Source organism: Microvirga aerilata (assembly GCF_016743775.1).
In the GTDB taxonomy this organism is placed as follows: domain Bacteria; phylum Pseudomonadota; class Alphaproteobacteria; order Rhizobiales; family Beijerinckiaceae; genus Microvirga; species Microvirga aerilata.
The window spans coordinates 1-13,644 of the sequence record NZ_JAEQMY010000097.1; the positions used below are offsets into that span (position 1 = coordinate 1).

Consider the following 13,644-nt stretch of genomic DNA (forward strand, 5'->3'; position numbering starts at 1 on the left):
CGCCTCGATCCCGGGATGCACCTGATCGGAAAGCCCTTCACCTATGCCGAACTGGCCGCCAAGGTGAGGCGCATGCTCGACGGAAGCTGATTTAGATCGTCAGAGGTGTGCAAGCGAAGGTCTGGTAATGGCACATCCCGGACGTTTGCTGAATGTCGGCTCGCCCAGAGAGCACCGGACATTCTTGAGCGGTATGCTCGGGTTCACAGACGTGTGCCGCATCTCGAGTGCGGTGCATTCAACGACTCTGCCACCTCTCCGGGGTGCGAAGGCCTTAAGGGCCGCTGGTTGAGACCGAGTGGATATAGCTCTCCCGGCAAGCGGTCAACGTTCGCACCATCGTGGGTGCACCGCAGGAGTGCCGCTAATTCCGGTTAGCGCAGAAACAGTGTATCTGCGCATATCTGTTCTTTCTAAGCTACTGACTGTTCACATCAGCAAGGGAACAAGTGTCGATAAGCTGCGTTTATTGCACCGCACCATTTTATTTTGCACTGCAATATTTCTATATAGGACACATTCGATGCATCAATTGCAGGATATTCACCCGAACATGGATGTGTTCAGTTCAGACAATCGTCGCGTTGGTGTGGTGTCCCAAGTCATGGGCAGCATCCTCCTCCTAAACTGCGAAACAGGAAATCACCTCCCGACGGCAATCCCCTTAGCTTGGGTGGTAGAGGTGGACGGTCTTGTCCGACTTGCTAAATCAGGAGCGAGCCTTCATTGGCTCACCTCCTGAGAGGCTCTGACTTCCGATTGCTCATATAGCTCACTTTGGGAGTGCTGCATAACCGCTGTGCCACTCCCTCAGCGGGAAGACTATCAGGCCCGCTGGTTAGGGTCGGACCAAAGTCATGGGTTTGGCAGCAGAGCGCAATTTCCGATTTGATCGATGCGCTGCACTCATGCCTCTGGTCCACATCAGGGCTAAGCTGAATAACTGCGGGCCCCTCAGGGCTGAAACGCTTGTCACCTGCTCTACGCGCTAGTCTCGTTTTCGCTGCCGTTCTTGAGATCTTGCCCTATGGTGCTGCACACGTCAGTAGCTCCTGGATGTGAGCAGCAATCCGCTGTAACAGTCATGGTTTTCATCCTTCTGGGCATTTACTAACAATATTGCGTAAGCGAGACGCAGGGGCATTTTAGGTTGGGCAAGTTCGCAAAGATCCTCTCTGAGAAGCGTGCCACTTTTTGGATCGTCTCTGCTTGGGCGATACTTTGTGTCGGCATCGCCTTAGTCGGAGTAAATACTCTGAGGCAACTTGAGCGTCAGGCAGCCGATGATGCCGCGGCTAACGCTGAACGGGTAGCACGCTTACTGACTGCTAACTTTGAGCGAACCGCAGACGCCATCGATGGGTTCATGACCAATTTCGCTACTAGGTTCTCCCCTAAGTGGACGCGAGATGAGCTCTTCGAGCAGATCCGAGGTTTAAACCTGCCGAGCGCGATTATTCAATTAGCAGTGGTGGACTCCGATGGGCGGACGTTCGTGAGCAGTGTCGCTCGTGATGCGGAACGCGTTGATGTCTCGGATCGCATGCACATTCGGGTGCATCGGGAAAACCGCGTGAATGGCCTTTACATCAGCGTTCCTATCCTTGGCCGGCTCTCAAACATATGGACAATTCAGTTCACGCGGGCGGTTCGCAATACCGAAGGCAAGCTTCAGGCCATCCTGGTGGCCTCTTACGATCTAAAAGACTTTAGCTCCTTCTACGGCGGCCTTAACATCGGCAGCCAGGGAGTCATCGCACTAACTGGCCTTGACGGTATTGTGCGTGTTCGAAGCGCTGCGGATGTTAGCTATGGACAAGACATCTCAGCGTCATCACGCTTCCATCAGATCGTTAAGGAGCGCACTGGCCGGCTTGACGGCGAGGGCACCGTCGATAGCGTTGCACGGGTTGGTTTCTTCACGACGTCAGACCGCTATCCTTTTTATTCGATGGTAGCCTTCGACCAAGCATACCTCGACCGACGGCTCGCACCCTTGCGACTGCCCATCATCTGGTCCTTACTAGCCTTGGCATTTGTGTTGACGGCAGCCATGGCTGCCGCTGTCTGGGTGGTGCGTCGTGAGGCAACGGCAGCGGCGCGCCTCTACCACACGCAACGGTTGGAGGCGCTGGGTCGGCTCACCGGAGGCATCGCTCACGACTTTAACAATCTTCTTATGATCATTATGGGCAGTCTCGATATGCTGCGTCGGGCGAAAGAGGACCGGCGGGTCCGCTACATCGATAACGCCCTTTTTGCAGCTGAGCGCGCGAAGGCACTCACCCAGCAACTCTTAGCCTTCAGTCGTCGTCAGACACTCTCTCCAGCTGTCTCAGACTTAAACCGCCTAGTTGTTGAGATGGGGGAAATGCTCACTCATTCACTGCGCGAGAATATCGTAGTAAAGTTTGATCTTGATCCGCACCTGTGGCCGGTGAGAGTTGATGCCGACCAGCTTCAGATTGCGCTTATCAACCTTGCCGTAAACGCCAGGGATGCAATGCCCGATGGTGGTGTGCTGCGCATAAAAAGTGAAAACATCCCCTCTACCAGTGAGGTCTGCCTGACAGTTAGCGATACAGGGGTAGGCATGAGCCCGGAGGTGGCAGCCCGTGTATTTGAGCCCTTTTTCACCACGAAGGAAGTGGGCAAGGGAACTGGGCTGGGGCTTGCACAGGTGCATGGGTTTGTTCACCAACTGGGAGGCAGACTGACGCTCGATAGCGCTCCTGGTCAGGGCACTACAGTCTCGCTCTTCTTCTCGCGATCGCCTGAGCAGTTGGAAGACAAAAGTGCCAAGGATCAATCGCTGCCGCAGATGCCAGCGGGTCTGAGCGTCCTCGTTGTAGATGACAACCCTGACATAGTAGCTTTAGCGACTGCCGCTCTTGAGGAGCAGGGTTGCACAACACGACAGGCGCACACAGGTGCGGACGCGATGCATATTCTGCGTGAAGCATCGTTCGACGTGCTACTTACAGACATCGTCATGCCGGGAGCGATGGATGGGATTGCCTTGGCAAAAACAGCCAAAGCGTCTGCGCCAGACATGGTCACTGTCCTGATGACCGGCTACAGTGAGCGCCTGGAAAACGGGGAAAGGATTGAAGGAGAGCTCCTGCTCAAACCGTTCTCCTCGCGGGATCTAACAGCAGCATTGCTACGGGCGATGAGAAAGGTAACAGTGGAGAGGCAGCCCGCGTGAGATTGCTTGACCACTACTCAGCAACGTCGGTCAAGCCGAGTTGGGACCTAAGGCAAAGCTCACGCATTCGAGCTGTGTCGGTTGCACCGTAGGAGTGCTGCTGATCGCGATAAATTTGCTACAGAGTGACATTGTCGGTTCTGATTTATCGCCGTCCACCTGCAAGACCTCCGCCGCCGTCTGCGACTATCATCTATGCAGAGGGCAGCTTCAGTTCGGAACTATCTGCTGTGTCAAAGGTTGTGACAAGCACCCCCTACCTAGCACCTCATCTATGGCAATCCGTAAAACACGCAACGTCTCGCTCACTCCTGAGCTGGAAGCCCTTGTCGACAGCAAGGTCGCCTCAGGCCGATACCGCAGCGCAAGCGAGGTGGTTCGCGCTGCTCTCCGTCTGCTCGATGAGAGGGAACGCCGGATCGGCGCGAACCCAAAAACGTCTTTCGAGACTTCCAATGCTGGTTAAGCGCCCCTTGGACGCTGCCCCGGCTGTTCCAGTTTTCCTCCAAGACGGCGGTGAGATGGGCGCCCGCATGCGCGCTCACGACTGGTCGGCCTCGCCGCTAGGCGATCCTCAGATCTGGCCCCAGTCGCTTCGCACCCTTGTGCGCATGATGCTGAATGCTCAGCAACCCATGTTCATTGCCTGGGGGCCTGAACTCGCCTTTCTCTACAACGATGCCTACGCCCCGCTATTCGGGAGCAAGCACCCGGATGCACTGGGCCGCCCCTTTGCTGAGGTCTGGTCCGATATTTGGAGCCAGATCAAGCCCCTCGTCGATGATACGCTGGCGGGCAAGTCGAGTTGGCATGAGGATCTCCTGATCCCGATGCAGCGCCATGGCTATCTGGAGGAGGCGTGGTTCAGCTTCTCCTATACGCCTGTTTGGGACGAGAATGATCAGATCGCCGGCATGTTCGGCGCAGTGACCGAAGCAACCGAGAAAGTGTGTGCCGAGCGCAGGAATGTCGCGGAACGCCAACTGCTGCAGCAGATGTTTGAGCAGGCCCCCGGCATCATGGTCATGCTGCGAGGCCGAGATCACGTCTTTGAGCTAGCCAACAATGCCTACCTGCAGCTTGTCGGACACCGCGAGCTCATCGGCAAGACCGTCCGCGAGGTCCTGCCCGAGCTTGAAGGCCAAGGCTTCTTCGAGCTTCTGGATGAGGTTCATGGAACTGGGGAACCATTCGTCGGGCGGGGTGTGTCTGCTCGTGTTCAACGTGAGCCTGGTGGCCCTCTGGAGGAGCGCTTCGTCGACTTCATTTATCAGCCCATCAAGAATGCCGATGGGCAGGTCACCGGCATCTTCGTCGAGGGCTACGACATTACAGAAGCTAAGCACTCCGTGGAGGCTCTCCGCGCCAGCGAGGAGTTCAACCGCCGCATCCTGGACAGCTCCAGTGACTGCATCAAGGTGCTCGATAGTGACGCCAGGCTTCAGTTCATGAGCCAAGGTGGCATGCAGGTGATGGAAGTCGATGACTTCGGTGCTATCCGGGATTGTGACTGGCGCTCCTTCTGGTCAGGTCCGGAGCATGAGAAGGCGCGGCAAGCGGTGGAGACCGCTTTGACGGGCGGCACAGCCCGCTTTCAGGGGCCGACGCCGACAGCCAAAGGAACACCTAAATGGTGGGACGTGGCGGTTACCCCGATTAGGGGAGCAGACGGGGAGGTCGAAAAGCTTCTCTCCGTCTCGCGCGACATCACTGCGACCAAAGAAGCTGAGGAAGCCTTAAGGCAAAGCCAGCGGCGGCTAAATGCGGTGCTGAACAACGCCTCCGTGTCCATCTTTCTTATGGATGACCGACAGCACTGCGTCTACATGAACGCTGCCGCGGAAAAGCTTACGGGCTACACGCTTGCAGAGGTGATGGGACGCCCCCTGCACGACGTGATCCATCACACCCATCCTGACGGCAGCCACTTCCCCCTTGAGGAGTGCCCCATTGACCGGGCCTTCCCGGAGGAGCACCAAGTGCAAGGGGAGGAAGTCTTCGTTCACAAGAACGGCAGTTTCTATCCGGTTGCCTTCACGGCAAGCCCGATCCAGGACGAGAGTGGAAGAACCATCGGCACCATTATCGAGGTGCGGGACATCAGCGCTGAGAAGAAGGCGCAGGAGCACCAGCGCCTTCTCATCAACGAGTTGAACCACCGGGTGAAGAATACCCTGGCGACGGTGCAGTCGATCACCTCGCAGACACTCCGCAACGCGGCGACAGCCCGGGACGCCAGGGATGCTCTTGAAGGACGCTTGCTGGCGCTCTCACGGACCCATGATGTGCTTACCCGGGAAAACTGGGAAAGCGCGGAACTGCGCGAGATCATTGAGCAGGCGGTCGAACCCTACAGAGGTCAGGGGGAGGATCGTTTTCACCTTGAAGGGCCATGGGTTCGCCTGCCGCCCCGGATGGCTCTGGCGCTCGCCATGGCGCTCCAGGAGCTTGCCACCAATGCGGTCAAGTATGGCGCTCTTTCCAACGCCACAGGCATGATCAGGATCAACTGGAAGGTTGATAATCTCCAATCTCCTGCCTGCCTTCACCTGCAATGGGAGGAGAGTGAAGGGCCAGCCGTGGTGGCGCCCACCCGCCGCGGCTTCGGCACCCGCCTGATCGAGCGCAGCCTTGCTCAAGATCTCGACGGTGACGTGCAGATCGAGTTCGTTCCAGCCGGCGTGGTTTGCACGGTTGATGCTCCGATTACGTAAATCTTAAGTTACACACCAAGTGGCCTGTAATCGCACCGGATTGCCCATGAACGATTTCCAGGAGAACAAGGCGGATACCCCCGAACGAACGGTTTCTGAGCGTCACATTGAGGCGGTTCGGCAGCAGGGCGGGATCTTCGTCGAGGCTGTCCGCCGGACCCGGATGCCGATGCTCGTGACCGACGCCACCCTACCCGGAAATCCCATCGTTTTCGCCAACCAATCCTTTGTTGATCTGTCCGGCTACAGCATGGACGATTTGCTCGGGCAAGACCCCTCGGTATCGCACTCTTCTCGGAGTGGATGGCGAAGGAGGGTCTCGCGAGCGGCGCACTCGCGGAGGTCCGAATCACGGACGCAGCACCCGAGATGCTCGCGATCTGGGCCATCTACCCAACACGACGGATGGTCCCAGCCAAGGTGAGGTTGTTCATTGATGCACTCTCAAGCGCGTTGAACTCGGCGGCATAAGACCTACGACTCGGCAGCAGGGGAGAACGACTGCTTCTGGCACTGGGCTGATCTTATCCTGGTTTCCGCATTGGCCGCGTGAGCAGACCCTCATAGGCAAGAACTCAATGGCTCAGTTTGACCCTTTCCGGACCTTCGGCGGGTCTGATGCACTCCACAACACTTCAGCCCGCCGGGTATCGGCACCAGTCACAGGTGTCGGTCAAAAGATTGCGGAAGGTCAGGCGCTACCAGCGATGGTGCACGTGCGGAGCGATCCGCCTCCGGTAGATGTCGCGCACCCGTTCCATCGTGGCGGCGGGAAGGGGAGCCAGCTCGCTGGACGCCGCATTGGCTGCGGCCTGTTCGCGGGTCCTCGCTCCCGGGATGACCACGGACACCGCTTCCTCCATGAGGATCCAGCGCAAGGCGAACTGCGCCATGGAGGCGTCGCCTGGCACGAGGGCGCGGAGTTCCTCCACGGCCTCCAGCGCCACCTCGAACGGAACGCCCGAAAACGTCTCGCCGACGTCAAAGGACTCGCCATGGCGATTGAAGTTGCGGTGATCATCAGCGGCGAATTGCGACCCAGCGTTCATCTTGCCCGTCAGCATGCCGCTCGCGAGCGGAACCCGCACGATCACCCCAACGTCGCGGCGGAGCGCCTCCGGGAAGAACAACTCGGCGGGACGCAACCGGAAGATGTTGTAGATGATTTGGACGGAGGCGACATTCGGGAAGCTGATGGCCTTCAGCGCCTCCTCGACCTTTTCCACCGACACGCCGTAGAAGCGGATCTTTCCCGCGGTGACGAAGCTGTCCAGCGCCTCGAACACCTCCGGCCGGTAGTAGACCTCAGTTGGTGGGCAATGGAGTTGGACGAGATCCAGCACCTCGACACCGAGATTGGCAAGGCTGCGGTCGATGAAGGCTTCGAGATTGGCCTTCGTGTACCCGTCCGCCACATGCGGGGACAGCCGGCGCCCCGCCTTGGTCGCCACGATCGGCCTCTCGCCTCCGCGCTCCCTCAGGACATCGCGGATGATCCGCTCGGACCGGCCGTCGCCATAAACGTCCGCCGTGTCGATGAAGGTCATGCCGGCATCCAGCGCGGCATGCAGGCTGGCGCGGGCGTCCGCCTCGTTGACATTGCCCCACGAACCGCCGATGGCCCAGGCGCCAAAGCCGATTTCGGACAGGTCCCAGTTCGTGCGGCCGAAGCGCCGCGTTGCGATCGTCATGACCAGACTCCAGGTGAAGGGGATTGCGGGCTTGACTCGCGGTCAGGGCATAAGTTGCCCGCCGTTCACCTCGATGATCTGGCCGGTGATGTACCCGGACAGGAGGGACGAAGCGAGGAACAGGTAGGCCCCGACGCAGTCCTCAGGAACGCCCACACGATCCATGGGAACCGTGCGCCTCTGCGCTTCAAGCATTTCAGGGTCCGTGTACCGGTCGTGGAAGGGAGTGGCTATGATGCCGGGCGCCACTGCGTTGACCCGGATGCCGTCCCGCGCGAATTCCTTAGCGTGGCCTCGGGTGATGGTCGACACGAAGCCTTTGGCGGCCGCATAAAGGATCGCGCCGTTGCCGCCACCGTTGCGGGCCGCGATAGAGGTGGTGTTGATGATGAAGCCACCCTGGCGTTGCAGGTGGGGCACTGCGGCCCGGGTCGCGGCAAGAACCGAGCGCGCATTGAGGTCCATGACGCGGGCGTAATGCGCGTCATCCATCGCCGTGGTGGGAAGGCGCCCCAGCATGCCTCCTGCGTTGTTGATGAGCCCGTCCAGGCCCCCGAGAAGCCGGGCCGCCTCGTCCACGGCGCGCTCGCTCATTCCCTCCTGCGAGACATCCGCCTGGACTGTGACGGCCAATCCGCCCTCTTGCTGGATCAGAGCCAGAAGGGCTTCGGCCGCGCCCCGGCTCTCGTTGTAGTGGATGGCGACCTTCGCGCCCTGTGCGGCAAAGGCATGGGCGACGGCGGCGCCGATTCCCGTCGAGGCGCCGGTGACCAGGACAGCCTTGCCCTCAAGGTCAGGAACCTTCAGCAGCTTCCACATGGTATCTTCTCCCAGATAGCGGTGTCCACGAGCGACAGAGAACTCAATCGTTGCCGGACACAATGCGAGACTTATAGGCTGAGTCACGTTCAGGGGTAGCCCATCACCATGGATGAACTGGTGGCAGAGGGCTGCCCCGGCGTAACACACCGGCAGCGTAACACACCGGCAGCGTGACGAGCAGGAAGCCACCCAGGCCGTGAGGCGCGTGGGGGCTAGTCGGAGAAGTTCGGCAGAACCGCGCCGGGTTCGCCAAACACTGTGGGACCCGCTCTGCTCTGGAGCATCATTCCAATGCCGCTGGACCTTAGCCTTAGGCCGTCATTTCGATGGTTTGCAGCCTTTCATCAGATCGGCAGTACATTGGACTTCGACAAAGTCAAACGGAAGATGCGGGCCCACAAGTGCAGTGCAGCAGCACCCTCAGCGATATACCGCCGCCATGTCGGGATAGCGGTTCCCCGCGGCTGCACCAACTGGCACAGCCTCGGAGATGCGCGTCACATCCTCCGCCGACAGATGAACCTGCAAGGCCCCAAGGTTATCATCCAGACGCTCGCGGCGCTTCGTCCCCGGGATGGGTACAACATCTGGTCCTTGCGCCAAAAGCCACGCCAAGACGAGTTGTGCAGGCGTGCATCCCTTTTTCCGCGCAAGGGCCTCTACTCGGTCAACCAAAGCGCGGTTCTGGGCGAAATGTTCCGCCTGGAAGCGGGGATGTTGGGCTCGGCGGTCCCCCTTGACCTCCTCCGGAGTGTGGATCCCGCCCGTGAGGAAGCCGCGACCAAGGGGCCAGTAGGCGACAAAGCCGATGCCCAGTTCCCGGGTGGTCCGCAGCGTCTCCTCCGCCTCCTGACGGTAGAGCAGGGAAAACTCTGTCTGGACAGCAGCAATCGGATGAACGCTGTGCGCCCGTCGGATGGTCTCTGGACGAGCCTCCGACAGGCCGAGGTAGCGGACCTTGCCCTGCCGCACGAGGTCTGACATGGCGCCGACCGACTCCTCGATCGGCACGTTGGGATCAACCCGGTGCTGGTAATAAAGGTCGATCACGTCGACCTTGAGCCGCCTGAGGCTGGCGTCACAGGCTTGGTGCACGTAGTCGGGCCGGCCATTCACCCCTTGCCCAGCCTCGGAGCGCACCTGGCCGAACTTGGTGGCAAGAACCACCTCATCGCGACGTCCGGCTATGGCACGCCCGAGCAGCTCCTAGTTCTGCCCCCAGCCGTACATGTCGGCGGAGTCGAGCAGGGTCACGCCTTGCTCGAGCGCATAGCGGATCAGAGCGATGGCCTCCTCGTCCTTGCTCTCGCCGTAGACGCCGGAGAGGGACATACAGCCGAGGCCAAGCGCTGAAACGCGAGGACCGCCGCTCCCGAGTTGGCGCCACTCAAGACTGTTCCGCTGCTCCATGATCATTGTCCTCCCGCAGGACGGGATCTAGGTCAGGACGCCGCCCTTGCCAGCGGGTCGCGGACCGATGTGGTCATCTATCAGGGATCGCCGTTTTGTATCAGGGACCGCCGTATTGATCGGGGTTTCAGCCAAAGCCGCGCGACAAGTGGAACAAGGCTGCTCCAACGGTACTTTCCAGCACATTCCAGTCCTCCAGTTCAGCAATAGGGAAATCGGAACGATGCTTCTCAAAGGCCAAACGGCACTTGTGACCGGGGGCTCATCCGGCATCGGCTCTGCGATCGCGCAGGCAATGGCAGCCGCAGGCGCAACCGTTGCCGTCAACCACCGGGCAGGTGCTGAGCGTGCGGCAAAGCTTGCGGATGACATCCTGAAGACCGGAGGCAGTGCCTTCGCCATCGAGGCGGATGTGTCGGACGAGGGGGCCGTCGAGAGGATGTTCGAAGAGGTTATCAATCGCTGCGGCCGCCTAGACATTCTGGTGGCGAATGCCGGCTTGCAGAAGGATGCTTCCTTTCAGGACATGTCCCTTGCCGACTGGCGAAAGGTCATCGACGTGAACCTGACAGGTCAGTTCCTGTGCGCCCGTGCGGCAGTACGCCAGTTCCTGTCGCAGGAAGAACTCCCGCATCTGTCACGTGCTCGCGGCAAGATCATCTGCATGTCCTCAGTCCACGAGGTCATCCCGTGGGCCGGTCACGTCAACTACGCCGCTTCGAAGGGTGGCGTGATGATGATGATGAAGAGCCTCGCCCAGGAAGTTGCTCGTCAGCGGATCCGGGTGAACGGCATTGCGCCAGGCGCTATCCGCACACCCATCAACAAGGAGGCCTGGGAGAGCCCGGAAGCTCTTGAGAAGCTGCTCAAGCTGATCCCCTATGGACGTATTGGCGAACCTGAGAATGTGGCCAAGGCTGCCGTCTGGCTTGCCTCTGACGAGAGCGACTACATCACCGGCACCAGCCTCTTTATCGATGGAGGAATGACCCTCTACCCTGGCTTTGCAGATAACGGGTGAGGCCGATGGTGCTCGCTTTCCGATCCCCTTTCCCTGTGCTACCCGAAGAGCCCGAGCCGAGGAATACATCCTGACGCAGTACCATTTTGCAGCCCTTGTCCTCATCGCAATCGGCCCGCTTCTGGCGCTGTCGCGCCTGATCCGAATGCCGGAGTCGCTCCTGCTGTTTGCAATGGGCTTGCTGTCTGCCTTCATCCCAGGGCTGCCGGAACCCAACATCGATCCAGATCTGATCCTGACGCTCTTTCTTCCGCCCTTGATCTATGCTTCGACAGTGCGCGTGTCCTGGCATCTCCTGCGCTTCACCCTGCTGCCAGGCGTTGTCCTTGGCACCATCCTCGTTCTGACGACCATCGGAGCCGTCGCGCTCGCGGCACGCACTGTGTTCCTGCCGGGCCTCTCCTGGACGGCGGCTTTGCTGATCGGCATCGTGGCCTCACACGCGCCTGTTCCATGAGGCCGAGGGCCGGCCCCGTGTTCCCCGGGCCATTGCCGACACGCTCAAGGCGCGTGAATTGGTCGGCCGGATCTTCATTCTGGCCACTCTGTCGGTGGTGGAGGAGGTGTTGGGCTCCGGGGAGGTCGCGACAAGCTCCGTGCTCGCCAGCTATGGGCTGGATATTCCAGCAGGGGCCTTGATCGGGCTCGCTGTCGGACATGGCGCCGTTTGGATGCGGCGGCGGATCGACCCGGCTCCGGTGGAGATCGCGATCTCGATTGCTACTCCCTATGCGGCTGCACTTTCAGCCGAGGCAGCCGGGTTCTCCGTCGTCACCGCCGTGATCGTCACAGCCCTTGTGGTGTCGGCCATCCGCGTCGACAGGCATTCAGGCGCAACGATCTCATCCTCCGAGGCGAGGGTGAGTGCAGTCGCATTTTGGGATCAGGCGAACCTCATGGTCTCAAGTGCGCTGTTCCTTCTGGCAGGTCGCGCCGTTCCACAGGCCCTAGCGGCCCTGGAGGTCTGGTCGATCTGGCGCCTTCTCCTCTCAGCCGCTGGTCTTCTTGCGCTTGTGCTGTCGATCCAGGTCTGCTTCTCCTACACCGCAGCGAAGTTGCCGCCTATCGCAGGCGCTCTTCAGCGCTGGCAGGGGGAGGGGCGCTCGCAACTCGCCGCCGCTGGGGTGATGGCGTGGTCCTCGACCCGTTCAGTTATCGCCCTTCTGATTGCCCTGTCGGTGCCGGCGGCAACTCCCATGGGTGAACCCTTCCACGATCGGGATCTTGTGCTCATCGTGGCCACCTTCGTGGTGATCGGCTCGGTGGTGGTGCAGGGTCTGAGCCTTCGATCCATAGTCGAGCACGCGGCCTTGAGCGATCCAGGTGAGGCAGGCCAGGAGGTGGAGGAAGCCCGCTCTGCTATGAGGAAAGCCTCCGAGATGCCGGATGCGGAGCATGCATCCTCCCATGACGCGGCCCGCCAGGTGCTGGTGAGCCTCCGTGAACAGAACGTCATCGGCGATGAAGTCCTGGTGCGCATGCTACGCGAGACGGATCTGCATGCCCGCGCAGCCCAGGAGAATGCTCTGCCCGGAGCGGGACCGCCTCAACCGTGACCGATGTCTTTTACGACATCAACCTCACGGCCGCGATCCGAGCTCGTGCGGATTGGTTGTCACTGCTCCCGGGCGTCTTCCTCCACCACGATCATATCAGGCTGGAACCAGAGGGTAATCTGGGGTGTTTCGTTCTCCCTGCCGCTTCGGCTCCTCCTTCCGGAAACTTCCCTTTGCCAGACCAGTTGCGCTTCCTCGTTGCGGAGAGTGAGCCGCCGCAAGCCCGTGAAACCCGTCGTGAGAGCGTGGGACGCAGCTCGGGCGAAACTTACATCGACACCTTGCGCTTTCTCGCGCCTGAGGCTGTCTGCCATCGGGTGAAGCCTGCCGACAGAGGGGCATCATTACCTGATCAAGCGGAGCTCCAAAGCTATGATGCGGTGTTTGTGACCGGCTCGCCGCTTCACCTCTACCAGGACACGCCGGAGACCCGCCGCGAGGTTGATCTGATGCGAGCCGTGTTCGAAGCGGGTGTTCCTTCCTTTGGCTCCTGTGCAGGCTTGCAGGTCGCCACCGTGGCGGCCGGCGGAACGGTTCGCCCCAGCCGCAGAGGGCGGGAAGCAGGCTTTGCCCGCCGTATTACGCTGACGGAAGCAGGACATCACCATCTGCTTCTTGCAGGAAGGCCTGCCTCGTTCGACGCCCCGGCTTTCCACTCCGACGAGGTTGAGACGCTGCCGGAAGGAGGGACGTTACTAGCCTTTAACACCGTGACGGAGGTGCAAGCAGTTGAGATCCGGCATGGTGCAGGAGTGTTCTGGGGCGTGCAGTACCATCCCGAGCTTGACCTGTACGAAGTGGCGGGAGCCCTGCGGCGTCAGTCTGATGAACTGGTGCGCGAGGGATATGTGAGCAGCCCTGAGGCTCTTGAGACGTATGCTTCCATGGTCAAAGCCCTCCACGAAGCTCCTGACCAAAGAGATGTTGCCTGGCTTCTTGGACTGGATGAGCAGGTCACTGAGGTGGAGTGCAGGTTGACAGAGCTGCGCAACTTCATTCGGTTCGCGACCGAAGGGCAGTGACTGCCTACGGGATCTGCGTTCAAAGAATAGCGCGATCCTATCGCTGCCAATTCCTCCTTCCGGGAAGGTCTCCTAATGGGATGGTCCGGCCGTGCTTCTGCCCCGCTTGTTCGCAAGCTGTGAGGCTTCGAGCCACGCAAGGAGCACGTTCCATGTCACGGTCTTCTTTCTCTGCTGTGATCGCCACCCTGGGCATCGAT

Annotated in this window: 11 protein-coding genes and 1 pseudogene; 9 read left to right on the plus strand and 3 right to left on the minus strand. The window is 60.2% G+C overall.

The window, feature by feature from the left end; genetic code table 11:
• Positions 1 to 553 precede the first annotated feature (553 nt).
• The 5 genes from JKG68_RS34935 (at position 554) to JKG68_RS27325 (ending at position 6,393) form a co-directional block, all read left to right on the plus strand.
• Complete coding sequence (locus tag JKG68_RS34935) at positions 554 to 742, plus strand: DUF2171 domain-containing protein (RefSeq protein ID WP_376773222.1); 189 nt, start codon at positions 554 to 556, stop codon at positions 740 to 742.
• A 408-nt stretch (positions 743 to 1,150) separates the two neighbouring features.
• Positions 1,151 to 3,208 (plus strand): hybrid sensor histidine kinase/response regulator, encoded by a 2,058-nt coding sequence (locus tag JKG68_RS27310; protein ID WP_202065053.1) that lies wholly within the window; start codon positions 1,151 to 1,153, stop codon positions 3,206 to 3,208.
• Positions 3,209 to 3,482: 274 nt separating this feature from the next.
• Complete coding sequence (locus JKG68_RS27315) at positions 3,483 to 3,674, plus strand: type II toxin-antitoxin system ParD family antitoxin (protein WP_202065054.1); 192 nt, start codon at positions 3,483 to 3,485, stop codon at positions 3,672 to 3,674.
• Complete coding sequence (locus JKG68_RS27320; protein ID WP_202065058.1) at positions 3,664 to 5,922, plus strand: PAS domain-containing protein; 2,259 nt, start codon at positions 3,664 to 3,666, stop codon at positions 5,920 to 5,922. Before JKG68_RS27315 ends, JKG68_RS27320 begins: the two co-directional genes overlap by 11 nt.
• A gap of 303 nt (positions 5,923 to 6,225) precedes the next feature.
• Positions 6,226 to 6,393: a type 2 periplasmic-binding domain-containing protein gene (locus tag JKG68_RS27325; protein WP_202065059.1), complete on the plus strand. Its 168-nt coding sequence runs from the start codon at positions 6,226 to 6,228 to the stop codon at positions 6,391 to 6,393.
• 227 nt (positions 6,394 to 6,620) lie between these two features.
• Here JKG68_RS27325 and JKG68_RS27330 read toward each other — a convergent pair whose 3' ends face one another.
• From JKG68_RS27330 to JKG68_RS27340, 3 genes and pseudogenes are all read right to left on the minus strand, one after another.
• On the minus strand, positions 6,621 to 7,613 hold the full coding sequence (locus tag JKG68_RS27330; protein ID WP_202065060.1) for an aldo/keto reductase: 993 nt from the start codon (positions 7,611 to 7,613) through the stop codon (positions 6,621 to 6,623).
• A gap of 42 nt (positions 7,614 to 7,655) precedes the next feature.
• Entirely contained in the window at positions 7,656 to 8,432 is a 777-nt protein-coding gene (locus tag JKG68_RS27335) for an SDR family NAD(P)-dependent oxidoreductase (RefSeq protein ID WP_202065061.1), read from the minus strand.
• 423 nt (positions 8,433 to 8,855) lie between these two features.
• A pseudogene (locus JKG68_RS27340) lies at positions 8,856 to 9,851 on the minus strand (aldo/keto reductase).
• Positions 9,852 to 10,068: 217 nt separating this feature from the next.
• Between JKG68_RS27340 and JKG68_RS27345 the strand changes: the two are divergent.
• The 4 genes from JKG68_RS27345 to JKG68_RS27355 all read left to right on the plus strand — a co-directional run bounded on the left by JKG68_RS27345 (position 10,069) and on the right by JKG68_RS27355 (position 13,444).
• Entirely contained in the window at positions 10,069 to 10,866 is a 798-nt protein-coding gene (locus tag JKG68_RS27345) for an SDR family oxidoreductase (RefSeq protein WP_202065062.1), read from the plus strand.
• Entirely contained in the window at positions 10,850 to 11,323 is a 474-nt protein-coding gene (locus JKG68_RS34330) for a cation:proton antiporter domain-containing protein (RefSeq protein ID WP_281399234.1), read from the plus strand. Before JKG68_RS27345 ends, JKG68_RS34330 begins: the two co-directional genes overlap by 17 nt.
• 58 nt (positions 11,324 to 11,381) lie before the next feature.
• A complete protein-coding gene (locus JKG68_RS27350) occupies positions 11,382 to 12,422 on the plus strand; it encodes a cation:proton antiporter domain-containing protein (RefSeq protein WP_281399235.1) in 1,041 nt (346 codons plus the stop codon).
• A 173-nt stretch (positions 12,423 to 12,595) separates the two neighbouring features.
• Positions 12,596 to 13,444: a type 1 glutamine amidotransferase gene (locus JKG68_RS27355; RefSeq protein WP_202065063.1), complete on the plus strand. Its 849-nt coding sequence runs from the start codon at positions 12,596 to 12,598 to the stop codon at positions 13,442 to 13,444.
• Positions 13,445 to 13,644 lie beyond the last annotated feature (200 nt).